29 protein-coding genes and 1 pseudogene are annotated in these 26,097 nt (G+C 29.8%); 14 read left to right on the forward strand and 16 right to left on the reverse strand.

Features of this window, described 5'->3' with window-relative positions:
• The first annotated feature begins 104 nt into the window (after nucleotides 1-104).
• From BLT88_RS00990 to BLT88_RS01005, 4 genes are all read left to right on the forward strand, one after another.
• Nucleotides 105-725, forward strand: coding sequence for a hypothetical protein (locus BLT88_RS00990; RefSeq protein WP_091955594.1), 621 nt, complete (start codon nucleotides 105-107; stop codon nucleotides 723-725).
• Between the two features lie 150 nt (nucleotides 726-875).
• Complete coding sequence (locus tag BLT88_RS00995; protein ID WP_091952408.1) at nucleotides 876-1,553, forward strand: succinate dehydrogenase cytochrome b subunit; 678 nt, start codon at nucleotides 876-878, stop codon at nucleotides 1,551-1,553.
• 12 nt (nucleotides 1,554-1,565) lie between these two features.
• On the forward strand, nucleotides 1,566-3,563 hold the full coding sequence (locus BLT88_RS01000; RefSeq protein ID WP_036784420.1) for a fumarate reductase/succinate dehydrogenase flavoprotein subunit: 1,998 nt from the start codon (nucleotides 1,566-1,568) through the stop codon (nucleotides 3,561-3,563).
• Nucleotides 3,564-3,573: 10 nt separating this feature from the next.
• Nucleotides 3,574-4,314 (forward strand): succinate dehydrogenase/fumarate reductase iron-sulfur subunit, encoded by a 741-nt coding sequence (locus BLT88_RS01005; protein WP_036784418.1) that lies wholly within the window; start codon nucleotides 3,574-3,576, stop codon nucleotides 4,312-4,314.
• A gap of 223 nt (nucleotides 4,315-4,537) precedes the next feature.
• Here BLT88_RS01005 and BLT88_RS01010 read toward each other — a convergent pair whose 3' ends face one another.
• Together BLT88_RS01010 and BLT88_RS01015 are read right to left on the reverse strand one after the other, a co-directional pair.
• Nucleotides 4,538-5,173, reverse strand: coding sequence for a viroplasmin family protein (locus BLT88_RS01010; protein ID WP_091952409.1), 636 nt, complete (start codon nucleotides 5,171-5,173; stop codon nucleotides 4,538-4,540).
• The gene (locus tag BLT88_RS01015; protein WP_091952411.1) at nucleotides 5,166-5,738 is read right to left on the reverse strand and encodes a phosphoribosylglycinamide formyltransferase; all 573 of its coding nucleotides are present in this window, start codon (nucleotides 5,736-5,738) and stop codon (nucleotides 5,166-5,168) included. The genes BLT88_RS01010 and BLT88_RS01015 overlap by 8 nt, the downstream gene beginning before the upstream one ends.
• Before the next feature lie 170 nt (nucleotides 5,739-5,908).
• On the opposite strand from BLT88_RS01015, the gene BLT88_RS01020 reads away from it, so the two are divergent.
• The 5 genes from BLT88_RS01020 to pyk all read left to right on the forward strand — a co-directional run bounded on the left by BLT88_RS01020 (nucleotide 5,909) and on the right by pyk (nucleotide 10,141).
• Nucleotides 5,909-6,145 carry an acyl carrier protein gene (locus BLT88_RS01020; RefSeq protein ID WP_004569249.1) on the forward strand — a complete coding sequence of 79 codons (237 nt, stop codon included), beginning with the start codon at nucleotides 5,909-5,911 and terminating at the stop codon, nucleotides 6,143-6,145.
• Nucleotides 6,146-6,150: 5 nt separating this feature from the next.
• Nucleotides 6,151-7,404, forward strand: a complete 1,254-nt coding sequence (gene fabF, locus BLT88_RS01025; protein ID WP_036784408.1) for a beta-ketoacyl-ACP synthase II — start codon at nucleotides 6,151-6,153, stop codon at nucleotides 7,402-7,404.
• Between the two features lie 3 nt (nucleotides 7,405-7,407).
• On the forward strand, nucleotides 7,408-8,145 hold the full coding sequence (gene rnc, locus BLT88_RS01030) for a ribonuclease III (protein WP_036784406.1): 738 nt from the start codon (nucleotides 7,408-7,410) through the stop codon (nucleotides 8,143-8,145).
• Between the two features lie 91 nt (nucleotides 8,146-8,236).
• The gene (locus BLT88_RS01035) at nucleotides 8,237-8,707 is read left to right on the forward strand and encodes an IPExxxVDY family protein (RefSeq protein ID WP_091952412.1); all 471 of its coding nucleotides are present in this window, start codon (nucleotides 8,237-8,239) and stop codon (nucleotides 8,705-8,707) included.
• Between the two features lie 6 nt (nucleotides 8,708-8,713).
• Nucleotides 8,714-10,141 carry a pyruvate kinase gene (gene pyk, locus BLT88_RS01040; RefSeq protein WP_091952414.1) on the forward strand — a complete coding sequence of 476 codons (1,428 nt, stop codon included), beginning with the start codon at nucleotides 8,714-8,716 and terminating at the stop codon, nucleotides 10,139-10,141.
• 74 nt (nucleotides 10,142-10,215) lie between these two features.
• Here the strand turns inward: pyk and BLT88_RS01045 are convergent, their stop codons facing one another.
• Nucleotides 10,216-12,513 carry a M28 family peptidase gene (locus BLT88_RS01045; RefSeq protein WP_091952416.1) on the reverse strand — a complete coding sequence of 766 codons (2,298 nt, stop codon included), beginning with the start codon at nucleotides 12,511-12,513 and terminating at the stop codon, nucleotides 10,216-10,218.
• A gap of 107 nt (nucleotides 12,514-12,620) precedes the next feature.
• On the opposite strand from BLT88_RS01045, the gene BLT88_RS01050 reads away from it, so the two are divergent.
• A complete protein-coding gene (locus tag BLT88_RS01050; RefSeq protein ID WP_036784396.1) occupies nucleotides 12,621-13,091 on the forward strand; it encodes a CBS domain-containing protein in 471 nt (156 codons plus the stop codon).
• A 60-nt stretch (nucleotides 13,092-13,151) separates the two neighbouring features.
• On the opposite strand, the gene BLT88_RS01055 is transcribed toward BLT88_RS01050, so the two are convergent.
• Nucleotides 13,152-13,505, reverse strand: a complete 354-nt coding sequence (locus BLT88_RS01055; protein ID WP_036784393.1) for a hypothetical protein — start codon at nucleotides 13,503-13,505, stop codon at nucleotides 13,152-13,154.
• A gap of 157 nt (nucleotides 13,506-13,662) precedes the next feature.
• Between BLT88_RS01055 and BLT88_RS01060 the strand changes: the two genes are divergently transcribed.
• The 3 genes from BLT88_RS01060 to BLT88_RS01070 all read left to right on the forward strand — a co-directional run bounded on the left by BLT88_RS01060 (nucleotide 13,663) and on the right by BLT88_RS01070 (nucleotide 15,964).
• Nucleotides 13,663-13,998, forward strand: coding sequence for a single-stranded DNA-binding protein (locus BLT88_RS01060; protein ID WP_036788079.1), 336 nt, complete (start codon nucleotides 13,663-13,665; stop codon nucleotides 13,996-13,998).
• Nucleotides 13,999-14,308: 310 nt separating this feature from the next.
• Nucleotides 14,309-14,947 carry a hypothetical protein gene (locus BLT88_RS01065; RefSeq protein WP_091952417.1) on the forward strand — a complete coding sequence of 213 codons (639 nt, stop codon included), beginning with the start codon at nucleotides 14,309-14,311 and terminating at the stop codon, nucleotides 14,945-14,947.
• Nucleotides 14,948-14,953: 6 nt separating this feature from the next.
• On the forward strand, nucleotides 14,954-15,964 hold the full coding sequence (locus BLT88_RS01070; RefSeq protein WP_091952419.1) for a 2-hydroxyacid dehydrogenase: 1,011 nt from the start codon (nucleotides 14,954-14,956) through the stop codon (nucleotides 15,962-15,964).
• Here BLT88_RS01070 and BLT88_RS01075 read toward each other — a convergent pair whose 3' ends face one another.
• The gene (locus BLT88_RS01075; protein ID WP_052107505.1) at nucleotides 15,965-16,888 is read right to left on the reverse strand and encodes a L,D-transpeptidase; all 924 of its coding nucleotides are present in this window, start codon (nucleotides 16,886-16,888) and stop codon (nucleotides 15,965-15,967) included.
• A 152-nt stretch (nucleotides 16,889-17,040) separates the two neighbouring features.
• Between BLT88_RS01075 and BLT88_RS01080 the strand changes: the two genes are divergently transcribed.
• Nucleotides 17,041-17,544, forward strand: coding sequence for a hypothetical protein (locus tag BLT88_RS01080; protein WP_091952421.1), 504 nt, complete (start codon nucleotides 17,041-17,043; stop codon nucleotides 17,542-17,544).
• A gap of 25 nt (nucleotides 17,545-17,569) precedes the next feature.
• Here BLT88_RS01080 and BLT88_RS01085 read toward each other — a convergent pair whose 3' ends face one another.
• The 11 genes and pseudogenes from BLT88_RS01085 to BLT88_RS01135 all read right to left on the reverse strand — a co-directional run bounded on the left by BLT88_RS01085 (nucleotide 17,570) and on the right by BLT88_RS01135 (nucleotide 26,010).
• The gene (locus BLT88_RS01085; protein ID WP_231960035.1) at nucleotides 17,570-18,010 is read right to left on the reverse strand and encodes a pyridoxamine 5'-phosphate oxidase family protein; all 441 of its coding nucleotides are present in this window, start codon (nucleotides 18,008-18,010) and stop codon (nucleotides 17,570-17,572) included.
• A gap of 111 nt (nucleotides 18,011-18,121) precedes the next feature.
• On the reverse strand, nucleotides 18,122-19,339 hold the full coding sequence (locus BLT88_RS01090; RefSeq protein WP_091952422.1) for a metallophosphoesterase: 1,218 nt from the start codon (nucleotides 19,337-19,339) through the stop codon (nucleotides 18,122-18,124).
• Nucleotides 19,340-19,345: 6 nt separating this feature from the next.
• Entirely contained in the window at nucleotides 19,346-19,945 is a 600-nt protein-coding gene (locus BLT88_RS01095) for a CDP-alcohol phosphatidyltransferase family protein (RefSeq protein WP_036784374.1), read from the reverse strand.
• 156 nt (nucleotides 19,946-20,101) lie between these two features.
• Complete coding sequence (locus tag BLT88_RS01100; protein ID WP_036784371.1) at nucleotides 20,102-20,407, reverse strand: chaperone modulator CbpM; 306 nt, start codon at nucleotides 20,405-20,407, stop codon at nucleotides 20,102-20,104.
• A 2-nt stretch (nucleotides 20,408-20,409) separates the two neighbouring features.
• A complete protein-coding gene (locus tag BLT88_RS01105) occupies nucleotides 20,410-21,294 on the reverse strand; it encodes a DnaJ C-terminal domain-containing protein (RefSeq protein ID WP_036784369.1) in 885 nt (294 codons plus the stop codon).
• Between the two features lie 94 nt (nucleotides 21,295-21,388).
• Entirely contained in the window at nucleotides 21,389-22,063 is a 675-nt protein-coding gene (locus BLT88_RS01110; RefSeq protein ID WP_091952424.1) for an ABC transporter ATP-binding protein, read from the reverse strand.
• Between the two features lies 1 nt (nucleotide 22,064).
• A pseudogene (locus BLT88_RS01115) lies at nucleotides 22,065-23,326 on the reverse strand (ABC transporter permease).
• Complete coding sequence (locus BLT88_RS01120) at nucleotides 23,326-24,441, reverse strand: efflux RND transporter periplasmic adaptor subunit (protein ID WP_231960036.1); 1,116 nt, start codon at nucleotides 24,439-24,441, stop codon at nucleotides 23,326-23,328. The pseudogene BLT88_RS01115 and the gene BLT88_RS01120 overlap by 1 nt, the downstream one beginning before the upstream one ends.
• A 35-nt stretch (nucleotides 24,442-24,476) precedes the next feature.
• Nucleotides 24,477-25,079 carry a WG repeat-containing protein gene (locus tag BLT88_RS01125; RefSeq protein ID WP_091952425.1) on the reverse strand — a complete coding sequence of 201 codons (603 nt, stop codon included), beginning with the start codon at nucleotides 25,077-25,079 and terminating at the stop codon, nucleotides 24,477-24,479.
• A 122-nt stretch (nucleotides 25,080-25,201) separates the two neighbouring features.
• Nucleotides 25,202-25,597 (reverse strand): DUF302 domain-containing protein, encoded by a 396-nt coding sequence (locus BLT88_RS01130; RefSeq protein ID WP_036784362.1) that lies wholly within the window; start codon nucleotides 25,595-25,597, stop codon nucleotides 25,202-25,204.
• Complete coding sequence (locus tag BLT88_RS01135; RefSeq protein WP_036784360.1) at nucleotides 25,597-26,010, reverse strand: hypothetical protein; 414 nt, start codon at nucleotides 26,008-26,010, stop codon at nucleotides 25,597-25,599. The genes BLT88_RS01130 and BLT88_RS01135 overlap by 1 nt, the downstream gene beginning before the upstream one ends.
• Nucleotides 26,011-26,097: the final 87 nt, after the last annotated feature.

The following is a 26,097-nucleotide window of genomic DNA, read 5'->3' on the forward strand; positions in this document are numbered from 1 at the left end:
CGCTTTTGGTTTTATTTTAATACCATCTTACTTCAGGGTTTTCATTAAATATTTTATCTATCTTGAATCAAGAGAATTTTAACGAAAAATCTTATTTTAAATACGTGAAAAAATCTTTCTTTTTTATTTTTTATTTAAGTGTAATTTCAATAAACGCTCAAACCAATTTTAAAAGTTTTTTTGACCTTTCAGGGCCAAAAAAAACTTGGGTTTTGTTTCATCCTTTTAAAGCAATAAAATCATTAGAAATTTCGAAAGAAGCCAAACGGATCGCAGATTCAATTAAAAAAACTAATTTGTTAGATGGGGATGCTTCTGGGGGTCAGGTAGATGCTTTTAGACACGCCTATTGGATGGCGCGCTTAAGACAAGAGATAGGTGAAAAAGCAGCTCGATCTCTTGGAAAATCTCATGAAAAAGAAAACTATTTATCATATAAAAAAAGAAAATTAGAAGACGGAATTGTACCTGACAAAAAATCTTCAGAGATGGATTTATGGAATAATAATGAAGGCTTAAAATTGATTTCTAGAGGGAGCAAGGTTTCCAAAAAAGGACTAATTTATAGAGTAATAAATGCTATCCATCAAGGTAAAATGAAAATTATAAAAAAGGATAAAAAAGGTCGTTTTTTAACATTTGAAGGAAAGCTTATTTCTGAAGAATATTTAATTGGAATATGGGATAATGATAAATGTTTGGTAAAATCTAATTCCAGAAATTAACCCAAACTTTTTTTTAAAACCCTTTTTTTTTAAAATGGTCTTATTTATTATTTAAAATTATTCTAAATATTTGCGAAAACGATATAAAATCTTTGTATCGAGACCTCTTTAACCGTATTTTTGTGGTTACAATTTTAACTAAATTATACAATGGGCGGATTTTTTAAATCTTCAATTGGAAGAAAAGTGGCAATGGCGCTCTCAGCGTTTTTCTTAATGTTCTTCTTACTTCAGCATTTAGCAATAAATATTTTATCAGTAATTAGTCCAGAGACTTTTAACGAAGTGTCTCATTTTATGGGAACAAATCCATTAGTGCAGTTTGCATTGCAACCTGTCTTAATCTTTGCAGTTGTTTTTCACTTTGTTATGGGGTTTATCCTAGAACTAAAAAACAGAAAAGCGAATGGTGTGAATTATGCGAAAAATAACGGAGCTGCAAATTCAACTTGGATGAGTAGAAACATGATTTGGAGTGGACTGGCAATTTTAGCTTTTGTTCTATTGCACTTTATTGATTTTTGGTTTCCAGAAATTAATACAAAATTCATTCAAGGCGATTGGTCGGGAATGATGGAAGGCGTAGAAGGTTTGCGTTATCATGAAGAATTAGTGCACAAGTTTATAGATCCAATTAGAGTTGCTGCGTACGTGGTTGCATTTGTGTTTTTAGGATTGCATTTAGCACACGGTTTTACATCCGCATTTCAGTCAATGGGTGGCACAGCGGGAAGAAAGAAAACATTACAAACTATTGGTAAAGCATATTCAATTATAGTTCCTTTAGGATTTATTTTTATTGCATTATTTCATCACCTTAACCATTAATCTTATAAAGTTATGGCTTTAGATTCAAAAGTACCTCAAGGTCCAATTAAAGATAAATGGACAGATTATAAAAATAAAATAGATTTGGTAAATCCGGCAAATAAGCGTCATATAGATGTTATTGTTGTTGGTACAGGTTTGGCAGGTGGTTCTGCTGCTGCTACATTAGCAGAGTTGGGCTATAATGTAAAAGCATTTGCTTACCAAGATTCTCCAAGAAGAGCCCATTCAATAGCCGCTCAAGGAGGAATCAACGCAGCAAAAAATTATCAGGGAGACGGAGATTCTACGTATCGTTTATTTTATGATACCGTAAAAGGAGGAGATTATCGTTCGCGTGAAGCAAACGTTTATAGATTAGCCGAAGTTTCTGCAAATATTATAGATCAATGTGTGGCACAAGGAGTTCCTTTTGCTCGCGATTATGGTGGTTTGTTAGACAATCGTTCTTTTGGAGGTGTTTTAGTTTCTAGAACTTTTTATGCGAAAGGACAAACAGGGCAGCAACTATTATTAGGAGCCTATTCTGCAATGAATAGACAAATTGCTCGTGGTAAAATAGAAATGTTTAACAGGCATGAAATGTTAGATGTTGTTATTGTTGATGGAAAAGCTAGGGGGATTATTGCAAGAAACTTAGTTACAGGAGAAATAGAGCGTCATTCAGCACATGCAGTTGTAATTGCTTCAGGAGGATATGGAAATGTATACTTCTTGTCTACCAATGCAATGGGATCTAATGTAACTGCTGGTTGGAAAGTACATAAAAAAGGAGCTTATTTTGCAAATCCTTGTTACACACAAATTCATCCAACTTGTATTCCAAGATCGGGAGACTATCAGTCTAAATTAACTTTGATGTCTGAGTCTTTAAGAAATGATGGTAGAATTTGGGTTCCAAAGAATTTAGAGGATGTAAAAGCAATTAAAGAAGGAAGTAAGCGACCTACTGAATTAACAGAAGAGCAAAGAGATTATTTCTTAGAAAGACGCTATCCTGCATTTGGAAATTTAGTGCCACGTGATGTAGCATCAAGAGCAGCAAAAGAACGTTGTGATGCAGGTTACGGGGTAAATGCAACTGGTGAAGCTGTATATTTAGATTTTTCAGCATCTTTTGAACGTTACGGAAAAGAGCAAGCGAAGATTCAAAATATATCAAATCCATCTGAAGCTAAAATCAAAGAATTAGGGCAAGGAATCGTGAAGGCTAAATATGGAAACTTATTTCAGATGTATGAGAAAATCATTGATGAAAATCCATATGAAACTCCAATGATGATTTATCCAGCAGTTCACTACACTATGGGAGGTGTTTGGGTTGATTACAACTTAATGACTACAATTCCCGGATGTTACTGTATTGGTGAAGCAAATTTTTCTGATCACGGGGCAAATAGATTAGGAGCATCTGCACTGATGCAAGGTTTAGCAGATGGTTATTTTGTATTGCCGTATACTATTGGAGATTATTTATCGGATGATATAAGGACAGGAAAAATATCAACACAAACCCCAGAATTTGAAGCTGCAGAAAAAGACGTTACCGACAGAATAGCATTCTTTATCAATAATAAAGGAACTCGCTCTGTAGATTATTACCATAAAATATTAGGAAAAATTATGTGGGATAAGTGTGGAATGTCGAGAAATGAGGCAGGCTTAAAAGAAGCTATTGAAGAAATTTCTGCATTAAGAAAAGACTTTTGGCAAAATGTAAATGTTCCTGGAACAGAAACAGAGTATAATGAGCAATTAGCAAAAGCAGGTAGAGTTGCAGATTTCCTTGAGTTAGGGGAATTGTTTGCAAAAGATGCTTTAGTAAGAGAAGAATCAGCTGGAGGACATTTTAGAGAAGAACATCAAACAGAAGACGGAGAAGCAAAGAGAATTAAAGAGTTCCAATTTGTCTCTGCTTGGGAATACAAAGGAGAACCAAAAGACGCAGTTTTACATAAAGAGGAGTTGGTTTACGAGAACATAGAAGTTAAAGAAAGAAGTTATAAATAAGATAGACATTATGAATTTAACACTAAAAATTTGGAGACAGAAAGACTCAAGTTCAAAGGGTCAGATGGTAGACTACAAAGTTACTGAGATTTCAGAACATATGTCCTTTTTAGAAATGATGGATGTTCTAAATGAACAGTTAGTAAACTCTGGAGAACAGCCAGTAGCTTTCGATCACGATTGTAGAGAAGGAATCTGTGGAATGTGCTCTATGTATATTAATGGTGAAGCACATGGACCGGATAGGGGTATAACAACTTGTCAATTACACATGAGAATGTTTAAAGACGGAGATACAATTACTATAGAACCTTTTAGAGCTGCAGCATTCCCTGTAATAAAAGATTTGGTTGTAGACAGAACCGCTTTTGATAGAATTCAGCATGCTGGTGGATATATTTCTGTGAATACATCTGGAAATACACAAGACGCAAATTCAATTCCGATTTCTAAACACGCAGCAGACGAAGCTATGGATGCAGCAACTTGCATAGGTTGTGGGGCTTGTGTAGCAACATGTAAGAATAGCTCTGCAATGCTATTTGTGGGCGCAAAAGTATCTCAGTATGCTTTATTACCACAAGGACAAGTAGAGGCTTCAGATCGTGTGCAGAACATGGTTGCGCAAATGGATTTAGAAGGTTTTGGAAACTGTACAAATACAGGCGCTTGTGAGGTTGAATGTCCTAAGGGAATTTCTTTAGACAACATTGCAAGAATGAACAGAGAGTTAATGAAAGCTTCTATTTAATTGTTGCTCAGCATTGTGAGTTTTTACGAAGCAATCTCATAAAGGTAAACAGATAACGTTTATAATTATAAAATAAATCCCAAAACTATTTTTTAGTTTTGGGATTTATTATTTGATGCTAATCTTATAAAAAAATAAATAGTGTTTGGTCTTCTAAAATTATATTATAGAACCTGATTAAAACCCCTTTTAAACAAAGTAACTTTTTAGTAATAATTCTTTTTTATTTCCTGCCAAAATCTGCAGGAATTTCTCCCCAAGCTTTGGTTTCCCATTTCAAAATTGGGTTGTTATAGGTGTTTTCTTCCAACCATTTTTCAGCTCTTTTTATAAGGTCTAATAAATCTTTGTTAGAAGCATCAAAAACAAGATTAGTTCTACATTGTTTCTTTTTTACCCAACTCATGGCAATTCTAGAATCAGAATAAATAGGAATGTTTGCTTTGTTTTTACTTTTTAATAAAGCAATTCCGTGTACTAAAGCTAAAAATTCACCAATGTTATTCGTCCCTTTTTTAAAAGGTCCTTTTATGAAAAGTTGTTTTTTGTTATGGGTAAGAACCCCTCTATACTCCATTTTTCCTGGATTCCCAGAACAAGAAGCATCTACAGAAATGCTTTCTAGAATAGGATTTCCAAATTTTGCTTTTTCAAAGGAGGATAAAGATGGTTTTTTAGTGTTTTTGCCTTTATAGTCTTCGTAGTTTTTAGCAAAAGCAGTTTCAGCTTCATCTAAATTGGCAAAAGATTTGTACTGTGCGCCTTCAAAACCATCAATTTGCTTTTTGCAGACACCCCAAGAAGAAAAAATGCCTTTTTTTCTTCCATTCCAAACGACATAAAACTTTTTTTTACTCATTTATATTTAAAATTACGTCTTCTATTATTTTTGGGAAGAAACGTTGTTCTAAGATATGGATTTTTTCGGCAATAATTTCAGGAGTATCTTCTTCTAAAAGAGTAGCTTTTGCTTGAAAAATGATAGCACCCTCATCATAATTTTCATTTACATAGTGAATTGTGATGCCTGTTTCTGTTTCTTTATTTTCCTTTACAGCTCTGTGAATGTTTATTCCGTACATCCCTTTTCCACCATACTTTGGCAATAAAGCAGGATGAATATTAATGATTTTATTAGGGAAAGCGGCCACAATATTTTCAGGAATCTTCCATAAAAAACCAGCTAAAACAATATAGTCTGCGGTTTCTTTTAAAAGATTTAAGATAGTGTATTTTTTTAAAAAATCATTTTTATTAAAACATAAGCAACTAATTTTTAACAACTTACATCTATCAATAACTTTTGCGTGCTCATTGTTACAAAGTACTTGAGTAACTTTAGCAGTTTTGTTTTGATTAAAAAATCGGATAATATTTTCTGCGTTCGTTCCAGAACCAGAAGCAAAAATAACGATACGCTTCATTTCTATAAATCTAGACTACAAAAAAAGGAATAATTATTAACAAACCGATCTTTTTAAAAGGAGATTAAAGATTTTATTTATCTTTTAGTATCATTTTTCGAGCAAAAGTTAGTTAGAATTAATAAGATTCGTATTTTTGCCCCGATTTAAATTTTAAAAAACAGAAAATTATGTCAGACATTGCATCAAGAGTAAAAGCTATTATCGTAGACAAATTAGGAGTAGACGACAATGAAGTAACAACAGAAGCTAGCTTCACAAACGATTTAGGAGCAGATTCTTTAGATACTGTTGAGTTAATTATGGAATTCGAAAAAGAATTCGATATTCAAATTCCAGACGACCAAGCTGAGAACATCGGTACCGTTGGTCAGGCAGTTAGCTATATTGAAGAAGCAAAAAAGTAATTTATATGCAGTTAAAACGAGTTGTAGTCACTGGGCTTGGCGCATTAACGCCAATTGGTAATAATATTGAAGAATATTGGAATGCATTAACTAACGGAGTTAGTGGTGCTGCTCCTATCACTTACTTTGATGCTGCCAAGTTCAAAACTCGTTTTGCATGTGAATTAAAAAACTTTAACGTGAACGACTTTATCAATAGAAAAGACGCACGTAAAATGGATAGATTTACGCAATATGCAATGGTAGCCTCAGATGAAGCAATTGCAGATTCAAATCTAGACCTAGAAAAGATTAACAAATTACGCGTTGGTGTAATTTGGGGAGCAGGAATTGGAGGCTTAGAAACTTTTCAAAATGAAGCTTTAAATTTTGGAGCTGGAGATGGTACTCCAAGATTCAATCCGTTCTTTATCCCAAAAATGATTGCAGACATCGCTCCAGGAAATATTTCCATTAAGAATGGATTTATGGGGCCAAATTACACAACAGTTTCTGCATGTGCATCTTCAGCGAACGCTATGATAGATGCTTTAAACTATATCCGCTTAGGTACTTGTGATATTATAGTAACGGGTGGCTCTGAAGCCGCTGTTGCAATCGCTGGTGTTGGTGGTTTTAATGCCATGCACGCCTTATCAACAAGAAATGAAACCCCAGAGACAGCTTCTAGACCTTTTGATGGTGAAAGAGATGGTTTTGTATTGGGTGAAGGAGCAGGCGCTATTGTACTTGAAGAATATGAGCACGCGAAAGCGAGGGGAGCAAAAATTTATGCTGAGGTTATCGGTGGAGGAATGTCTTCTGATGCATATCATATGACAGCGCCACATCCAGAAGGAGTTGGAGTTATCGCAGTAATGAAAAATTGCCTAGAAAATTCAGGAATTAAACCAGAAGATGTAGACCATATTAATACACACGGGACTTCTACACCTTTAGGAGATGTTGCAGAATTAAAAGCCATCTCTCAAGTTTTTGGCAGTCATGCAAAAACCATAAATATTAATTCTACAAAATCTATGACAGGGCACTTATTGGGCGCTGCAGGGGCTATAGAGTCTATTGCTGTTATTTTAGCAATGAAACATGGTATCGTACCACCAACTATAAATCATACGAAAGTAGACGAAAACATTAATCCAGAATTAAACCTTACGCTAAATAAACCTCAGAAAAGAGATATTAAAATAGCAATGAGCAATACATTTGGTTTTGGAGGTCATAATGCTTGTGTTGCCTTTAAGAAATTAGAGGAATAACCGATGAATTTTATTCGTAAAATAGTTAAATCCCATTCTCAAGAGGATCAACAATTATTTATAGAATTAAAAAAAGTACTCAATTTTTCCCCAAAAAATATCAATAAATATAAAAAAGCATTTACGCATAGATCTGTGCAAATGTTGGATAAAAAAGGGATTCCTATTAATTACGAACGATTAGAGTTTTTAGGCGACTCTATTTTAGGATCTGTTATTGCTTCCTACTTGTATAAAAAAGTTCCAACGGGATCAGAGGGATACCTTACTCAAATGCGTTCTAAAATAGTTAGTAGAAAGCATTTAAACGAGTTAGGCAAAGATTTAAACTTAATTCGTTTTGTAAAAAGTAATATAGATCAATCAAACGTTGGAGATAATATTCATGGCAATATTTTCGAAGCTTTAATAGGTGCTATTTATTTAGACAGAGGGTATAATTTTTGTCAGAAATTTATACACGAACATGTAATTGTGCCTTATGTTGATATCGAAAAACTAGAAGGTAAAATAACTAGTTACAAAGGTTTGATTATAGAATGGTGTCAAAAAAAGAAGAAGAAATATAAATTTGATACTTATGAGGATTCTGGAAATGAGTCCATCAAACACTTTAGCGTTAAGTTAAGTATAAATGGAGAGCAAGTTGCTAAAGGAAGAGCAACCTCTAAAAAAAAGGCTGAAGAACAAGCTTCTAAAAGAGTCTACTATGCTTTTCAAAGTGAAATTTCTTTAGGTTAAGTACGATAACGTTTTCGTTAAAATCCCAGAAAAACTCATAAACAATTAGTAAATTAGCATCTTGAAGATGAATTAAAACTAGTTATCAATTATGCAAATTCACTCATTAGGTTTAGAAGATTTCTGTGAGGATGAATACTCATTAATTGGTATTCATACAGCATTAGAAGATTTCAAACTAGCCTATTTGTTGAATAAAAATTTAGGTACGAGTTTTTATAAATCTAGAGAAGATTTAAATTTTGAAAATCAGCAAAAAAAAGCATCCTTTTCAATTTTTAATTATGCCAGTACAAAGTACGATTTTGATTGGTTCTTAATTGCAAACAGCTCTAAAAGAGAAAATCAAACAGAATTGAATGAACTTCTACTAACATCAGAAACAAAGACATATTTAATACCTGAAAAGAAAAAAGTAGATTTCTTTATAAAGATTTCGGGAGATTTAGCGTATAGTTTTGTTTTGGAAACCGTAGGTAAAATAAAAAAAATAGATCAAGTAATCACTTCTTATTCAATAGATAAGAATACATTAAAGTCTAAAGACTTTTTAATATTTTAAAAAAACATGTTACACAATAAAAAAACAAAAATAGTTGCCACTTTAGGACCAGCAACAGACACAAAAGAAATTTTAACAGAATTAGCTAGAAATGGTGTAAATGTTTTTCGAATTAACTTTTCTCATGCAGATTATGAAGATGTAAAAAGAAAAGTAAAAATTATTAGAGAAATAAATGCTGAAAATGATTTTAATATTGCAATTCTTGGGGATTTACAAGGTCCAAAATTGCGTGTTGGAGTTATGGAAGAAGAGGTTGTTTTAGAAGATGGCGATACTTTTACATTCACTACAGAAAAATGTATTGGAACCAAAGAGAAGGCTTTTATGACGTATCAACGCTTTCCGAAAGACGTAAAAGTTGGAGAACATATTTTAGTTGACGATGGTAAGTTAATGTTTGAAGTTATGTCAACTAACAAAGAAACAGAAGTTATTGTTAAAGTAATTGTTGGTGGCGCTTTGAAGTCTAAAAAAGGTGTAAACTTACCAAATACAGCTATTTCTTTACCTGCATTAACAGAGAAAGATATGGCAGATGCAGTTTTTGCAATTGCACAGCACGTAGACTGGATGGCATTATCTTTTGTTAGAACTCCTGAGGATTTAAGAATGTTGCGTGATTTAATTGCACAGCACTCTGAATATAGAATTCCTATCATTGCTAAAATAGAGAAACCAGAAGCGGTTGCAAATATAGATTCATTAATTCCTTATTGTGATGGATTAATGGTTGCTCGTGGAGATTTAGGTGTAGAAATACCAATGCAAGATGTTCCTTTAATTCAAAAGAAATTAGTTAGAAGAGCAAAAAGAGCAAGAATTCCTGTAATTATTGCGACTCAAATGATGGAAACAATGATAGATAACCCTGTGCCAACAAGAGCAGAGGTTAATGATGTTGCTAATTCTATTATGGATGGTGCGGACGCTGTAATGCTTTCTGGAGAAACTTCTGTAGGTAAACACCCAATAAAAGTAATTCAAAAAATGTCTGAAATCATTAAAAGTGTAGAAAACTCTAGAATGATTAAAGTACCACATGAAGCTCCTCATATTAGAACGAATAGATTTGTTACAAAATCTATCTGTCATCATGCAGCTTTAATGGCAAATAATACAGATGCAGCAGCAATATCAACATTAACAAATAGTGGTTATACCGCATTTCAAATTTCTGCTTGGAGACCAAGAACACCTGTGTTAGCTTTTTCAACAGATAAAAGAATTTTAGGAAAATTAAGTCTTCTTTGGGGTGTAAAAGCATACTACTATAATAAAAACCTAACAACAGATGATACGGTAGTAGATATTAATAATATTGCAAAAGAAAAAGGTTTTGTAAAACCTGGTGATTTAATTATCAACCTTGCATCAATGCCTGCTGAGGCTAGAGGAATGGTAAACACCTTACGTGTTTCTGAAATTGAATAAAAGAGTCTTTCATCTTTATAAAAAAAGCGTTCTAAATATTTAGAACGCTTTTTTTGTGGAATATAAATTAACGATTAAATTTTTAACTTTTTACTGATGATTATTGCATCATTCGTAACAAATGGCATAGGCATCATTTCTTCTGATCTTGGGTTTATAGAAAAGTTCTGATTCTCTAATAAATCATAAGATATTTCGTTTAGAATTATATTTAATTCGTCGTCTTTATATATACTAAAAGAAATTGTTACACTTTTATCAGAATTTGCCATATAATAGATTAAAAAAGTCCCTTTTTCTACAGTATATTTTTTTCCATTATTTACAAGAGCATCATTTACTTTAAATTGATTTAGAGTTAGTTTGTTGTCTGTAATGAATTCAAATTTGTTTATTCTTCTATTGGGAACTATTTCTAATTCTAACAAGCGTTTATTCCCTATAATAGTATCAAAATCTATATTGATAGTTGATGAAGGAATATCTTTGTAATCTGTTTTTTTATGATAGGCAAAACGTGTGTTGTATTTGCTTTTGGTTTCAGCACTATTAATACCTCCTTTAATAGCACTTTTATCAAAAATTTGCTTTGTATACTTATCTAAAGTTGTGTCATATGTGCCAAAATACGCAGTTTGATCATCATAATTTTGAATGTAAACAATACTATTTGGTTTTTTGTTATCTATAGAAAACCCACTATTATAAGTTGCTATAGCAAAGAAAATAATGGTTAGAAGGCTACTTAATTTTAGCATCCAAGAAGCTTTTTTCTGATTAAAAGTAAAGATCATCAACCCAAAAACTAAAGCAATTAAAACACCACTGATAAATACATTTTTTAACCCTAAACCTACAGGAAACATTTTTACTAATGGAGCAAAAATATAGATTGTTGGTATAGATAATAGGGTAAATAAAATACGTTTTGAGCGTTCTTCGATATTCATAAAAATAGCAATCATCAAAATCAATAAAGCACAAAAAACAGGAATGATAAAAAAGCCTGCTCCTTTTAAATAAGAGCTGATGAAAAAGTTAATTACCAACCAAATAAAAATGGGTGCTATTAATAAATTTGCTGTTTTTTCTTCTTGAGAAAAATATTTATAAATTTTTAGTAAAATTGAAAGATTTAAGAAAACAAAAGCGGTGATATAAATGTATCCATTATAAGTAAAACCGTGCAAAATGTCATTGTATTGGGGGTGAAGCAGAAGGATTAATTTCCATAATCCAAAAGAAACTAAACCACATAATATTATGGATGTTAAAAATGGAAGAAAACCTTTTAAAACATTTTTTAAAGAGATTTTGTTGAGTGAAAACCCAAAGAAAATTAAAATCATAAATAATATGATGGCAATAATCAATAAGGGAGTTACCCAAGAAAAAGAATACGTAAGTAGTTTTGATAAAGGAAAATTTAGATAGACAAAATCTTCTTTAGAATCTAGATTTTCTAAATCAGAAAAAGCAAAATAATTTAAAGTAGTAGTTAAATAATCTGCTTGTTGCAAAAGCGTTTCTCTGTCTAAGCGTTCATAAGAATCTTGTGCTGTATGATAATCAAAATGATCGCCGATAAAAGCAAAATTGAAACCATTTATATTTCCGCTTTCTCTAAAAACGGTTAAATCAGTATCATTCGGTAGCTTTTTATAGATGCTATACATTAAAGAATTTGCTGCTGGAAAGTTTGGCTTTGCAGCTAAAAACTCTGAAAGTAGTTTACTGTTTTTCCCATTAGTTTCCATTAACATATAACTTGGACCACCACTGCCTCTAGCTTCAAAATTTAAAACCAAGCCAATTTCTTTTGCCCAGGGATGAAGATCAACAAAAGCTTGAGCACCTAATAAACCCAATTCTTCAGCATCAGAAATTAGAATAATAATATCGTTTTTTGGTGTTTTATTTTTTGATAAGAATGCTCTTACTCCTTCTAAAATAGTTGCAACACCAGAGCCAGCATCACTTGCACCTAAAGAAGAATGCGGATTAGAATCATAATGAGAAAGTAGCATTAAAGCTTTTCCGTTTTCTGAGCCTTTTATTTTTGCAATAATATTTTGTACGGTTGTAGCAGCAAACCATTTTTTATTTACCGCAGTTTGAACTTGAATTTCTGTTTCTAAGCCCATTTTATTCAGTTCTTCAGCTATATATTTTTGAACATTTTTATGCTCTTTAGAACCTACGTAATGTTCTTTTAAGCTAATGTTTTTTACATGCTCAAGCGCATTGATAGTAGAAAAACCCTCTTTAGTTAAAGATTTTTCTTTTTGTAATGAAGGTTTTAAATCAGAAAAACTCCAAGAGATAACACCTAAAATTATGAGTATCGATAAGACAGAAGATATTTTTTTCATTTGAACTAAAAGTTTTTATAAATGTATGAAATAAAAAAACTTAATTTAAATTGTTGTTTGAAAGAGAAAATACTGTAAATTTAAAAACAACTTAAAACTATTGAAGTATGGGGATTAAAAGCTTTCAAGGAAAAAGAGACGAATCTCAAGGGAAAAATGAAGAACAAATTTTAGTTTCTGATTATATGACAAAAAAACTCATCACCTTTAAAGCTGATGATTCATTAGACCATGTTATAAACTTATTAATTAAACATAAGATTTCAGGAGGACCAGTTGTTAATGATAAAAACGATTTAATTGGTATTATTTCTGAAACAGATTGTATTAAACACATTTCTGAAAGTAAGTACTATAACATGCCTTCTGACACGAATAATACTGTTGGAAAATATATGGTTACAGATGTGGATACAATTGATCAAAACATGAATATTTTTGATGCTGCTTTTAAATTTATAAGCTCACGCAGAAGAAGGTTTCCTGTTGTAAAAAATGGAAAGTTGATAGGTCAATTAAGTCAGAAAGATGTGTTAAAAGCTGCGATTAAAGTAAAAGGGAATACTTGGAATAGTTAACGTATTTTTTAGATTTTAACTTTGGTAAATGTATTATGATTAATTTTCATAAAATCTAAATTAGCGTTCTTTTTTTATCAATAAAAATAGTTCGTTTTCTAAAGGCAAATATCCTTCATCATAGATATAGAAATAAGTGTTTCCTGTTTTGGTTTTATAGATAGAAGTAAAAAAATTAAAGTCGAAACCTTTATCATATAATTTGGTTCTTGTTACTTTTGTTTTGCCTGAAATATTTAATTCTGATAAGATTTTATAATTTTTTCTGAGGCGATTATTAATATTTCTGATAAGGTTTTTACTGTCTTTGTTTACCCGATTGTTATACGCATTTCTGCAATAATCAGAACAGAATTTCTTATCTACTCTACCTTTTAATACTTCTTCGCATTCTAAACACTTTTTATCCTCCATTAGATAAATATACAACAAATTATCCGTTTACAAACGACTACAAGTAATTACAACCGAAAGTAATTGTTTTTTAACCGAATAAAATTTTTGTTGTGTCGCAACTTTGCAGAGTCAAAACGAATTGACAAATACTAATAATAATTTAAAAACTTATCTTATGAGTACGTTAAGAAACAAAGTACAGTTAATTGGAAACTTAGGAAACAGTCCAGAAATCATCACTTTAGACAGTGGAAAAAAATTAGCAAAGTTTTCTATTGCTACAAATGAAAGTTATAAAAATTCTCAAGGAGAAAAAGTAACGGATACACAGTGGCATAATATTATTGCCTGGAATAAAACAGCAGATATTATAGAAAAATACTTAGAAAAAGGAAATGAAGTTGCTATTGAAGGAAAACTTACTTCTAGAAGTTATGAGACTAAAGAAGGAGAAAAAAGATATGTAACAGAAGTTGTTTGCAACGAGTTACTGATGCTCGGAAATAAGTAAGATCGCAGAAACCATGCGAAGGCTAGCTTATTTTTATTTAAAAGCTGTTTTGAAGATTCTAAAGATGAAAAAATAATTATCAGATCATATTTGAGCTTTGGATAATTTGAACTTTTCTTTTTCGGAATAAGATATGATTTAAATTTTAACTATGAAAAAGCGGTTTTTAAAAATACACTCAAAAAGGACACTAATTTAGTGTCCTTTTTTTTACGTTTTTAATAACTCAATTTTAAAAGGGCCTAAATGATAAATATCATAGTAAAAAGAATTTAATTCAAATAGATTTACGAGATAAAACCTAAAAGTTATGAAAAATTTAATATTCATTTTAGCAATAATAATTTTTACAGGTTGCTCATCTATTAAAATAGTAGATAGTTGGAGAAGTAAAGAATACACTGACTTTAAACCTAAAAAAGTATTAATTGTTGGAATTACGGAAAACTTAACCGCTAGAAAAATATTTGAAGAACAATTAAAAGAAAAACTAAAACAGAATGGTGTTGATGCAGCAGAAAGTTATGACCTATTTACATTAAAATTTACTACTGAAAAGCAAACTGAAGAAAATATCAAAGAAGAAGTAGAAAAAATCACTAAAAATGGTTTTGATGCTATATTAATTTCAGCAGTGAAAGGAGTGGATGAAGAAGTAATGTACAATACTAATTACTATAACAACTACTATTATAGGAGACACCCTTTTAGACGCTATTATTATTTGCATCAAGATGTATATTTTGATGGAGGATACTATAATAAGTATAAAATTTATCACGTTGAAACTTCATTATATAAACTAAAAGAGAATAATGATAAATCTTTAATTTGGGTTGCTTCAAACAAAATCATTGAACCTAACGCCATTATTACTACCGTTAATGAATATGTAGCTGTTATTATCAAATCATTAAAAAGAGAAGGTATAATTTCTTCTAATAAGTAGTTAAACATGAAAACACTTGTATACAGCGCTAAAGATTATGAAATTCCTTATTTAGAAAAAGCGAATTGCAGAAAACATGAATTAACTTTAATAAAAGAAGCTTTATCTTCTGAATCTGCAATGAAAGCGATAGGATATGATGCTATTTCAATTTCTTCAGCGGATAAAGTTTCCTCAATTATAATAGAAAAACTTAGTGATTTTGGTGTTAAATATATTACCCTGCGTTCTGTAGGACATGATAATGTAAGTTTACACAGCGCCCTTGAGTTCAATATTAAAGTTGCAAATACACCAGCATATTCACCATATGCTATAGCGGAGCATGCAGTAAGCTTATTATTAGCCTTAAATAGAAAACTTATAGAATCTAATCAGAGAGTGAAATCGTTTAACTTTGATTTAAATCATCTTATCGGTTTTGATTTAAACAACAAGACAGTGGGTATAATTGGAACCGGTAAAATAGGTTCTATTATGACTAAAATAATGCATGGTTTTGGGTGTGAATTATTAGGTTTTGATCTTGTTGAAAACAAAGAGTTAATTCAAAAATATAACTTGATCTATCATTCCTTAGAAGATTTATGTAAAAATTCAGATATTATCTCGCTTCATATCCCTTTAAATAGTGATACACATCATTTAATAGACAAAAAGTTAATTGCACAAATGAAACCAGGTGTTGTCATCATAAACACTGCAAGAGGAGCCATTTTAAAAACTGAAGATATTATTAGTGGCTTAAGAAATGAAACAATTGGATTTTTAGGAATTGATGTTTATGAAAATGAAAAAGAAATCTTTTTTAGGGATCATTCTCATGATATTGTTAAAGATGAAATGCTCATTAAATTAAATTCAATGCCCAATGTTTTAATTACAGGACATCACGCTCTATTAACGGAGGAAGCTTTAACAAATATTGCAGCTACAACAATTTATAATTTAGATTGCTGGAGTGAAAATAGAGAAACAGAAAACGAATTAACGAACACCCTAATCAATAGGGACTAACTATTTTTTCTTGTTATATCCATATATATCTTTTAAAGATATAGTATTTCCGTTTACTGAATCTTTGACTCTTAAATCATACCTAATGGTTATTTTAGTATTAATAGGTGCATAATAATAAATTATCCATGCATGCCCTTCTTTAGAGCCAATACAGCCATTAGAATAAGCCTTTCCTAAGGTGTTTGGATTCGTGGTAGGGTGTATTAATTGACCATAGCGTAATCCATTAATTTCAGTTTCTATAAAAGGAATTTGAGGTAATTTTGTAACCTTGTTGTCATCTCTTTTTGTGACATAATATCGATGTCCACTAGCAGGATTATAGAAATCTGGAAAACGTTCGTATTTTACAATTTTACCTTTTCCTGTTTTTGTTTTTAAGTCTAAAACTCTTCCAGCCATTTTAAGATATTTTTTTTCATCTCTTCCAACCCTGATTGGAAATTTAAAAAGCTCTTTTGAGTTTTCAAAAATTCGAAGTTTAAACTCAGGGATATTTACATCTATTTTTGTGTTTTTAAAAGAGCTAAGAATTTTATTCGCTAATTTAGAGTTGGGTACAATTAGTTTATCACCTTTTCTTAAAATTATCATTTTTTTCTGATTATAAACAAAAGAATCTTTTTCTTTCATTACATAATAATCAGTATTTTTTAATCTGTTAATTATCCATTGATTTGCTCTTACTAAAAGATGTTCTGTTAATTTGTAGGGTGTCAAAGAATCGTGTTTTGTAACAATAGAATCTAAAAATTGAAAGTAGTTTTCCACGGTAATATCTTTTTCAATCTTTATTTTTTTTGAAGAGATATTACTAAACAAAATATTTTTTATTTGAAGAGGGGCAAGTGAATATGTATAGCCAATATTAAAACATGCCATCAGAAAAATAATTACAATAAGGATAATTTTATTTTTCATTCTTTTAAGAATTAGAAACGCTCTAGCGCTAAGTTAAGTTTAGAAAAGAAGAAATGAAATGATAATTATCAGCTTCATTTAAATATGACTAATATCATTTCGTTTTGATAGATTTTTAATTTCTTTTACAGAAGAAATTAAGAGGTATTATTATGAAAGTAGAACATTTAGAAGAGCATGTTAATGATTACAGAGAATCTATTAAAACAGTTGTTGATAAAAAAATTCAATGGAAAAGTAGTGCTAAAAAACGAATAATAAGAGTTTTAAAAAGTATTGCTAAAAGTTATAATATAGGTTGGAAGGTGCAAGAACTTAATTGGATTTACAATAATGAAGCAGTTAATATTACATTCAATTCTTTTCCTTCAGATCTTATTGATTGTACCAATAAGGTTCCTACTTATCAATTTATTCAAGGAGGAGCTTTAGTTTTTTCTCAATCTTACAGCGGAGACGTATATGTTATTGTCCTTTTCCCATTTGTAGAGCAATTACAAATGGAAAATATTAGTATAGAGTTGGGGTTTTACAATCCAGCAGAAATTACAGAGAAACTTATTATTGAAAAAGTAGATGAGTTTTTAAAAGAAATGATAAAATGGGAAGTTCCATCTTATAAAACTACGTTAGGATTTCATCATAAAGAAATCTAATTTTTTTTGTCGCTAAGTTTGAAGCTTACCGCTCTTTTTTCTCTGAATAAATTCTTTTTTTCCCTGTTATCTCAACAACACTTATTTTAAAAATAATTGAAGGATTATTTGTGTATATTTTACTAGAAAAATGACCAATTGAACTTAAACTTCTTTCTTCTTTTCTTAAGATAAGCTCTTTAATTCCCAATGCAAACTCATGTAAATATTTTTTTGCATCAGAACCAGAGATTTCTTGATAAATTCCATGAGCCAAAACTGAGCTCCAGTTATTAATGTTTTTTATTTCTGAAATTTGAAGAGATACTCTACTGTTTTTTCTCATCGCCATTGTTTTATGCCCTTCGTCAGAATAACCGACAATAATATTTTTCTTATCAAAATAATAGGTAATTGGAACAATAAAAGGTCTGTCTTTATAAATATAAGCGAGTTGACCAATATAATTCTCTGCAAGTATATTCATACACTCTTTTTCGTTCAAACTAGTTATCATAATGCGGGTTTTAAATATAACATGTAGCTAAATTAATTGAAATGGAATGGAAAAAAAATGATATGTATCAGTTGAGAAAATTTATTTTTTGAATAATTTAAACAATGTAATTTCTGGTCTCATGCCCAGTCTTCCAGGAAAACCAACCCAACCTAAACCACGATTAACATATAAATATTTTTCATTTTCATTATACAAACCAGCCCAATGTTTGTATTTGTATTTTATGGGGCTCCATTTCATTTTTTTGTATTGAAAACCAACCTGCATTCCATGTGTGTGTCCAGAAAGCGTTAAGGAAATACCTGTTTTTTTTATGACTTCTTCGCGCCAATGTGTTGGATCGTGAGATAGTAGTATTTTAAAAGGAATTTCAGAGACATTTTTAAGAGCTTCTTGCAAATTCCCATATTGTTTAAAAGGTGCTTTTCCCCAGTTTTCTACTCCAATTATTGCTAGTTTACCCTTCTTTTTTTCAATTATTTCTGATTGATTTAACAAAAGTTTAAAATCAATAGTTTTGTAAAATTCTTTTATTTTTTCAAAATTATCTTGCTTTTCCTGAGCTGAGTTCCATTCACTATAATCACCATAATCATGATTTCCTAAGATGGCATACTTACCTTTTTTAGCAATTAATTTTTTGAAAACTTTTTCCCACCCAATTAATTCCCAGGCATAATTATTAACTAAATCTCCTGTAAAAAAAATAAAATCTGGCTGTGCATCATTAATCACTTTTATGGCTTTATCTAAAATGTGATATTTATAATTGAAGCTTCCTAAATGAATATCAGAAATTTGAATAATTTTTAAACCATTAAAAGGCTTAGGTAATTTTTTGTGTTTAATAGTAACACGATGTACTTTAAATCTATATAAAGCTCTGAAAAAGCCATACAAGATTATAAAAAAGGGAAGAAATCCAGAACATAAACCAATTAAGGGAATAATAATTAATGATTCTTTTTCAGAAAAAACAAAATTGGAAAAAAATAGTATTGAAATAATGACAACAAAAATTAATTTAGGAATAAAAGAAGAAATAGTTAATCCAGATAAAGAAGAAACTAGTAAGTGCTTTCTTCTGGGGTTAATATCTTCTAAAGTAACTTTTAGAAGTAGTATTAAAATAACTAAGCCTGCTGTAAAAATCCAGAAAATAATATTTATTGCTGTTTTTAAACTTTCTGAGTTGATAAGTTGCGTAATAGATTGCAACCAATAAAAAGCTAAAATATCTACGGCTAAAATTGCTAAACATAAAAGGAAAATAGTAAATAATGAATAGCTTTTCACAAGAAGTTATTTTTTGTTTTTAATGTTTTTAATTCTGCGCTCATCTTTTAATGCCCAAAAAATACTTTTTACATCAGAAACCCAATCATCATACATAAAGATTAAAGAAACTTCTTCTATAGTCTCTAAAATCCCAACAATAATCATTAAATAAAACAATGAATATTCAGCGTTAAAAAATAACGACCATAGTATAAAAAAACTCTGTACTACTGCAGATATTTTTGCTAAATAGGTATGAAAAGCAGTTGCCTTTCCATATTTGTAAAATGCAAGTAACATTTGAATTATATAAGGAATAAATGCAATTAATATGATCGTTAGATTTGTTTTTATGAATTCATTTTCAAAATAAAACAAACCAATTAATCCAATAATTAAAGTTATTTGATCTCCAAAAGAATCTAGTTGAGAGCCTCTTGCAGTGGTGATTTTTAATTTTCTAGCTAAAAAACCATCAATTGCATCTGTTAAATAACTAATTAATAAAAACCATGTAAAAATTAATTGAATATCAAGCCAAATTAAAAGAAGTAAAAAGGGTGCAGCAAAAATTCTATAAAAAGAAAACCAATCTGCAATATTATAATTTTTGAAAGTTAACATTTTTCAGAGTTCATTTTATTCATTTAAATCAATATGTTTTTCTGGAATTTGAACCATTTATTTTGGTTTAGAAGCTAAAGTTACCTTTTATTTAGTTTCTCATTTTTTTATAATATAATTGGTTAAAGCAGGTTTTGTAGGTCTTCTTTGTTATAATTATAGATTTTTAAAATGTCCGTAAAAAAGGAGTTTATTTTGCAAATCAGTTATTTCTTTTTTCAAAGAATTTACTTGGTTTAATAAATTATAAATTACATCAACACCTTCTAAATTTATATTCAAATCATAATGTAATCGAATCATTTTTTCTACCTCGTTTATATGAGTTATTTTAATGTAATCTTGATTTTCTGCAACAATGACCTCTATTAATTGGTACTCTTTTAATTCGTTCATAAAATGAATAGGAATGCAATAATGTTCACAAAATCGCTCTATAGATATTAAGTTTTGAGCTTCCATAATTAGCGTTGTTTTTGTAATTCTTTAATTAGTTCTTTTTCTTTTTCGTTTAACTTGGTAGGAATTTTAAGTTCATAGGTTATATATAAATTACCAAATTGTCCTTCTTTTTTGTAAATTGGAAATCCTTTTCCTTTGAGTTTTACTTTAGTATTGTTTTGTGTTTCTGGTTTAATAGTAAGTTTTACTTTTCCATCAAAAGTATCAACCATTAACTCGCCACCTAATAAGGCAGTGTATAAATCCAAAGCTACAGTTAAGTATAAGTTGTTATGATTTCTTTTAAACTTTGTATTGTTTATTATTGAAAACTGAAGATATAAATCTCCATTTGGTCCGTTATTAACCCCTTTACCTCCATGCCCTTTTATTTTAATAATTTGCCCATTTTCTACGCCGGCAGGAATCGTAATTCTTATATTTTTTCCATTTACAGTTATTACCTGTTTTTGAGTTTTATAAACATCTTTTAAATTTAATTTTAACTCAGAATTATAATCTTGACCTCTAAATTTGGAACTGGTGCTTCTGCCAGAAGAGGCTCCACCAAACATGTTTTCAAAAATATCAGAAAAATCTTCTTGAGAATACCCACCAGAAGTACCTTGTGAACTTCTTTCATATTGTCGCTGTCGCTGTTTTTTTTGCTCATAAGCTTCTGCATTTTGCCAATGCTCTCCATATGCATCGTATTTCTTACGATTTTCTAAATTGCTTAAAACTTCATTTGCTTCGTTAATTTCTTTGAATTTTTTTTCTGCAACTTTATCATTTGGGTTTAAATCTGGATGATATTTTCGCGCCAATTTTCTATACGCCTTTTTAATGTCAGCTTCAGAAGCATTTTTGGGAATTCCTAAAATTTTATAATAATCTACAGACGCCATTGCAGGTGTTTTTTAAGTGTTTAAACAACACGCTATAAAAGTATTGGAATTAGATTTTAGATAAAATGAGAATTATCAGTTTACAATAAATTTTTTATGTAATAATTTTACCGTCTTCCATAGTAATTATTCTATCTGTTCTTTTTGCAAAATCTTCATTATGCGTAACAACTAGAAGTGATAAATTTTGTTCATTACTCAGTTGTTTAAAAATATTAAAAACATTATCTGAATTATGGCTATCTAAATTCCCTGTAGGTTCATCTCCCATAATTATAGAAGGGTTATTTATTAAAGCTCTAGCAATGGCAACTCTTTGTTTTTCGCCCCCAGATATTTGTGAAGCTTTTTTATTAAGTAAATGCTCTATGTTCAGCATTTTCAATTTTAGTATTGCATCATGTTCTATTTCTTGAAAAGATTTTTCTCCTAATTTTTTAGCAGGAAGCATTATGTTTTCTAGTACAGAAAATTCTGATAGTAAGTAATGAAACTGAAAAACAAAACCAATATGTTTATTTCTTAAATATGACAAACTATCTTTACTATCTCCAGAAATTAATTTGTTATCTAAATACAATTCGCCGTCATAATCGGTATCCATAGTTGATAAAATATACAATAAAGTCGATTTCCCACAACCCGACTTCCCCATAATAGAAGCAAATTCGCCCTTTTTAATTTTAAAACTAATATTCTTAAGCACATGAAAAAGCAGAGGCTTTTTAAAATATTTATTAATATGTTTTGCTTCTAATACACTATTCATTTTACTGACCTCTTATAATTTTAACTGGATCTATTTTCTTTGCTTTTTGTGAAGGCAGATAACCTGCAAAAAAAGTTGATATGATGGCAAAAACAATCCCAATAAAATAAAACCATGGATTAAAATTTATTGGATACGTTTCTATTGTAGGTAGCGCTTCTGTTTTAAAAGGAATTGTATTAATAATATTTGTAAAAATAAGACCTGTAAGTAAACCAAGAAATCCACCTACAATTCCAATAATCATGGCTTGACTCATAAAGATCATTTGCACATCTTTACCCGAGAAACCGATTGCTTTTAAAATAGCAATATCATTCATTTTTTCATAGATAAGCATGTTTAGAATGTTATAAATACCAAAACCTGCGACTACTAATAAAGTAAAAGAAACTGCATATGTTATTAGGTTTCTAATAGATGTACCTGTATCAAATTGTGCATTTGCGGTCTTAATATCTACTGCCGTGAGGTTAAATTGTTGCTCAATTTTTTTTGCGAAGGGTAAAGCACTATCTATGTTGTAAAGTTTTAAATTAATATCTGTAATATAATTTTTGGTTTCTCCTAAAATAGTTTGTGCGGTTTTAATATTTGTAAAGCTTTGAATAGCATCTAAATCTGCAATTCCGCTTTGATAAATTCCAACAATTTTAAGCGGAAATATATTTCCTTTTATCGTACTTATTTGAACTCTATCGCCCACTGACAAAGACATTTTTTTTGCAACTCCAGAACCAATTAATATCCCGTTTTCTGTGTTTTTTAAATCTTCAGGAGATCCTTTAATTACATAATCTTTAAAATTAAAAAGTCTAGATTCTTCTAATGGGTTTATGCCTGTTATGTTTCCTCCAAGCTCTATAGACCCTGCAATGTAAAAGATGCTTGCTTTTATTTGAGGAATTGCTCCTTTAACATTTTTATCATTATTTAAATAATTAATAATTGGTAATGCATTATGTATTTTTTTTGACTTAATTTTGGTTTAATAGAGTGTACTATATTAAAACTGTTTTTATAGGTTTCATATAAAGAAATAGGTTGTTTTTTTGAGGGTTCAATTTCATTATAGACATGTATATGTGGTGTTTGGTTTAGAATTAAATCATCTAACATACTATTTAAACCGGTCATAAAACTAACCAAAGTAATATAAGCTGCAATACCAAAAGTAACTCCTAATGCAGCAACTGCAGTTTGCTTTATTTTAGTTAACAAATGTATCTTAGCGATGTTTAATATGATAATCCAGTTTACCATTATTTTGGTTTGTAAATTGTTGTGGTTTTTGAGATTCCAGAGAGAACTTCTAAAAACTCCATGTTTTGTAATCCAATTGAAACTTCAACAACACCCTTATCAGTTTTTACTTTGCTCAAGTCAATAAGATATTCTTTTGGTATTGTTAAGGCAGAATCTTTCTTAGAAATAATAATATTAGCTTCTCCAGATAAACCTGGATATAATTTTTTTGGAGCTTTATCAAACAAAGCTTCTACTTTAAAAGTTTGATTTCTGGCATCTTTTACAGGATATATTTTAGATACTTTTCCGCTAAAAATATCTCCTCTATAAGCATCTAAACTAATAATTACTTCTTGATTTTTGGTTATTTTTACAATGTCAACTTCATCTACCAACATTTCTATAATAAAATTTGTTGCACTGCCAATGGTGGCTAAAGATTCCATAATAGATACAATTTCTCCAGGTTCTTTATGAAGCGCATATACTTTGCCATTAATTTTACTTTTTACAGTAAAATCTTTGGTATTTATTAACGAGGATTTATAATTGTTTTCAGCTTGCTTTAGAACTGTAAGTAGTTGTTTTTCTGTTCTGTAATAGTTGCTTTTTATGAATTGTAAATTATTTGATGATAACTCATAATTTAACTTTTTTGAATCGTATTCTACCTGGGATCCAATTTTTTGCTTCCATAGATTACGCTGTCTAATAAAATTTATTGAATCGTTTTTAAGTTTAATTTTAGCAGCGATAATTTCATCTTCAATGCTATTTAAAACAGCAGCATTTCCGTTAAAGTTAGCTTTAGCTTGTTGCAAAGATAGTTTTGCATTTTTGGTATTTAATTTTGGGGTGTTATTAACAACTTGTAGGATAGAGCTTCCGTTAAAAACTAAATGATCTTCTTCCACTAAATTTTTTTCTAGAATTCCAGCGACAGAAGCGTAAACCTGATATAAACTGTCTGGCTGAATAATAACTGAAGTGTAAACAGACTCAGTGATGCTTCTATATTTAGGTAAAATTTTCTCTTTTTTAGTAGAACAATTAATACAAAGAATTACAAAAAATAAAGGCCAATGATTCATAATGCCAGAAACCGTTTCTAAATTTACATTAGCTTTCATTGTTTAAGAATTTATTGCTATTTGGTATCTTTTATTTATTCTTTAATTTTTTTAATTATTATTTTATTGTCTTTTCCTAAGGCAGAAAATAAATTTTCTGCAATAATCTTACTGGATATTTTTGGGGGTTTATTTATGTAATTCCTTGAAAGGGCAAGACCTTTTGGTTCTGTTAATTTGCGGATAATTATTCCGGATTTATTAATTATAACTTCTGTAGATTCATATCTTACTGTTTGTTTATCCAATATGTTATTTTTACCTAAAATCTCTTTATAAAGTTCAATGGCAATGGCAAATTCTTCATCAAAATTAGTAGCATTTAAAAATTGAGGTTCAATTATAGTTGTACCAGATGTATCAATATATCCAAAATAAGAGATTCCATCTTTTTTTTCTGAAATTAAACATCTTTCATTTATGAAAACGGGATACTTTTTATTGTTAGTTTCTGTTAAAACTAAATTATCTCTAAAGTCTATGACAATATTTCCTTTCAGATTGATAAAGGCCCATTGATTTCCTTTTTTTACTGCGGAAAAGCCTTCGTTATAAGGAGAAATATAATCAAGTTTATCTTTGATTTGAGAAAATCCTAAAAATGGGATTAAAATAAATAATATTATTATTTTTTTCATTGCGACTATATTTTACAGTTTAGAACATAAAATTACTTAAGAAAAACAGGTAATAAAATGATATTCATCATGTTAAAACAAAAAAAGTGGTCTTTTTTATTCCGCTATAAGTATGTTAAAATTTAGATGTTTCCTAAATTTAGGATCATGTTTTTTAATTTATCGCTTACTTTTTTAGCAATATTTTCCAGGTTATTATTTTTAACAGATTGCATAGAAATTAGCGGGTTAATTGCTGCGACTTCAATTTTATTTTCATCAATTTCTTGCACAATAATATTGCATGGGAGCATTGTTCCAATTTTATCTTCAGCTTGCAAAGCTTTGTATGCAAGAGCAGGATTACAAGCACCTAATATTTTATATTTTTTAAAATCGACATTCAGTTTTTTCTTTAATGTTTGTTGTATGTCAATTTCAGTTAAAACCCCAAAACCTTCTTCTTTTAATAATGCTATTACTTTTTTAATAACAGTATTAAAATTTCCAAAAACTATTTTATGATGATAGTAACTCATTATGTTGTTTTTTTAAGTTCTAGACTAAGTTTTGCAACCAACATTAATTCTGATTTGTTTAAACCAGAAACAGAGGAAGCTATTCTACTCGCAGTTTTTAAAATAAGGCTATTAATAGCTCCGGTAAATAAAGAAGGATGCTCTTTTTTAAAATCTAAAAACTCTGTGTAACAGGTTTTAGAATCAGAAAAACCTTCATTATTTAGCCAATCAAATACAGTTTCTATTTGATAAGCTGCATCCGTGTGAAAATCATCATCAACAGGATCAACTTTAGTCCATTTATTTTTTACAGTTTCTTTTAAAGCATTGAATTCTGCCTCATCTACATGATTGTCTGCAGCAGCAATTGCGTAAAACAATTTACCAAGGTTTTGGTAGAAATCCATTATTGTTTCTTGTGAAGGTTTCATATCAAACTATTTATAAGTTGTTATAAAATTAAAGTACTGTATGTTCTTAAATTATGATAAAAATCAGTATTCATATTAATATTTGTT

Source organism: Polaribacter sp. Hel1_33_78 (genome assembly GCF_900106075.1).
Classification (GTDB): Bacteria; Bacteroidota; Bacteroidia; order Flavobacteriales; family Flavobacteriaceae; genus Polaribacter.

Excerpts from the sequence above, each read along its gene's own strand:
- BLT88_RS01055 (WP_036784393.1), bottom strand. The coding sequence starts at position 13,505 with ATGGAGGATAAAAAGTGTTTAGAATGCGAAGAAGTATTAAAAGGTAGA.
- BLT88_RS01000 (WP_036784420.1), top strand. The coding sequence starts at position 1,566 with ATGGCTTTAGATTCAAAAGTACCTCAAGGTCCAATTAAAGATAAATGG.
- BLT88_RS01110 (WP_091952424.1), bottom strand. The coding sequence starts at position 22,063 with ATGAATAGTGTATTAGAAGCAAAACATATTAATAAATATTTTAAAAAG.
- BLT88_RS01010 (WP_091952409.1), bottom strand. The coding sequence starts at position 5,173 with ATGAGTAAAAAAAAGTTTTATGTCGTTTGGAATGGAAGAAAAAAAGGC.
- BLT88_RS01035 (WP_091952412.1), top strand. The coding sequence starts at position 8,237 with ATGCAAATTCACTCATTAGGTTTAGAAGATTTCTGTGAGGATGAATAC.
- BLT88_RS01105 (WP_036784369.1), bottom strand. The coding sequence starts at position 21,294 with ATGGCGTCTGTAGATTATTATAAAATTTTAGGAATTCCCAAAAATGCT.
- pyk (WP_091952414.1), top strand. The coding sequence starts at position 8,714 with ATGTTACACAATAAAAAAACAAAAATAGTTGCCACTTTAGGACCAGCA.
- BLT88_RS01100 (WP_036784371.1), bottom strand. The coding sequence starts at position 20,407 with ATGGAAGCTCAAAACTTAATATCTATAGAGCGATTTTGTGAACATTAT.
- BLT88_RS01065 (WP_091952417.1), top strand. The coding sequence starts at position 14,309 with ATGAAAAATTTAATATTCATTTTAGCAATAATAATTTTTACAGGTTGC.
- BLT88_RS01120 (WP_231960036.1), bottom strand. The coding sequence starts at position 24,441 with ATGAAAGCTAATGTAAATTTAGAAACGGTTTCTGGCATTATGAATCAT.
- BLT88_RS01085 (WP_231960035.1), bottom strand. The coding sequence starts at position 18,010 with ATGAATATACTTGCAGAGAATTATATTGGTCAACTCGCTTATATTTAT.
- BLT88_RS01060 (WP_036788079.1), top strand. The coding sequence starts at position 13,663 with ATGAGTACGTTAAGAAACAAAGTACAGTTAATTGGAAACTTAGGAAAC.
- BLT88_RS01005 (WP_036784418.1), top strand. The coding sequence starts at position 3,574 with ATGAATTTAACACTAAAAATTTGGAGACAGAAAGACTCAAGTTCAAAG.
- BLT88_RS01050 (WP_036784396.1), top strand. The coding sequence starts at position 12,621 with ATGGGGATTAAAAGCTTTCAAGGAAAAAGAGACGAATCTCAAGGGAAA.
- BLT88_RS01020 (WP_004569249.1), top strand. The coding sequence starts at position 5,909 with ATGTCAGACATTGCATCAAGAGTAAAAGCTATTATCGTAGACAAATTA.
- BLT88_RS01075 (WP_052107505.1), bottom strand. The coding sequence starts at position 16,888 with ATGAAAAATAAAATTATCCTTATTGTAATTATTTTTCTGATGGCATGT.
- BLT88_RS01135 (WP_036784360.1), bottom strand. The coding sequence starts at position 26,010 with ATGAAACCTTCACAAGAAACAATAATGGATTTCTACCAAAACCTTGGT.
- BLT88_RS01125 (WP_091952425.1), bottom strand. The coding sequence starts at position 25,079 with ATGAAAAAAATAATAATATTATTTATTTTAATCCCATTTTTAGGATTT.
- BLT88_RS01080 (WP_091952421.1), top strand. The coding sequence starts at position 17,041 with ATGAAAGTAGAACATTTAGAAGAGCATGTTAATGATTACAGAGAATCT.
- BLT88_RS01070 (WP_091952419.1), top strand. The coding sequence starts at position 14,954 with ATGAAAACACTTGTATACAGCGCTAAAGATTATGAAATTCCTTATTTA.
- BLT88_RS01015 (WP_091952411.1), bottom strand. The coding sequence starts at position 5,738 with ATGAAGCGTATCGTTATTTTTGCTTCTGGTTCTGGAACGAACGCAGAA.
- fabF (WP_036784408.1), top strand. The coding sequence starts at position 6,151 with ATGCAGTTAAAACGAGTTGTAGTCACTGGGCTTGGCGCATTAACGCCA.
- rnc (WP_036784406.1), top strand. The coding sequence starts at position 7,408 with ATGAATTTTATTCGTAAAATAGTTAAATCCCATTCTCAAGAGGATCAA.
- BLT88_RS01045 (WP_091952416.1), bottom strand. The coding sequence starts at position 12,513 with ATGAAAAAAATATCTTCTGTCTTATCGATACTCATAATTTTAGGTGTT.
- BLT88_RS00995 (WP_091952408.1), top strand. The coding sequence starts at position 876 with ATGGGCGGATTTTTTAAATCTTCAATTGGAAGAAAAGTGGCAATGGCG.
- BLT88_RS01095 (WP_036784374.1), bottom strand. The coding sequence starts at position 19,945 with ATGTTAACTTTCAAAAATTATAATATTGCAGATTGGTTTTCTTTTTAT.
- BLT88_RS01130 (WP_036784362.1), bottom strand. The coding sequence starts at position 25,597 with ATGAGTTACTATCATCATAAAATAGTTTTTGGAAATTTTAATACTGTT.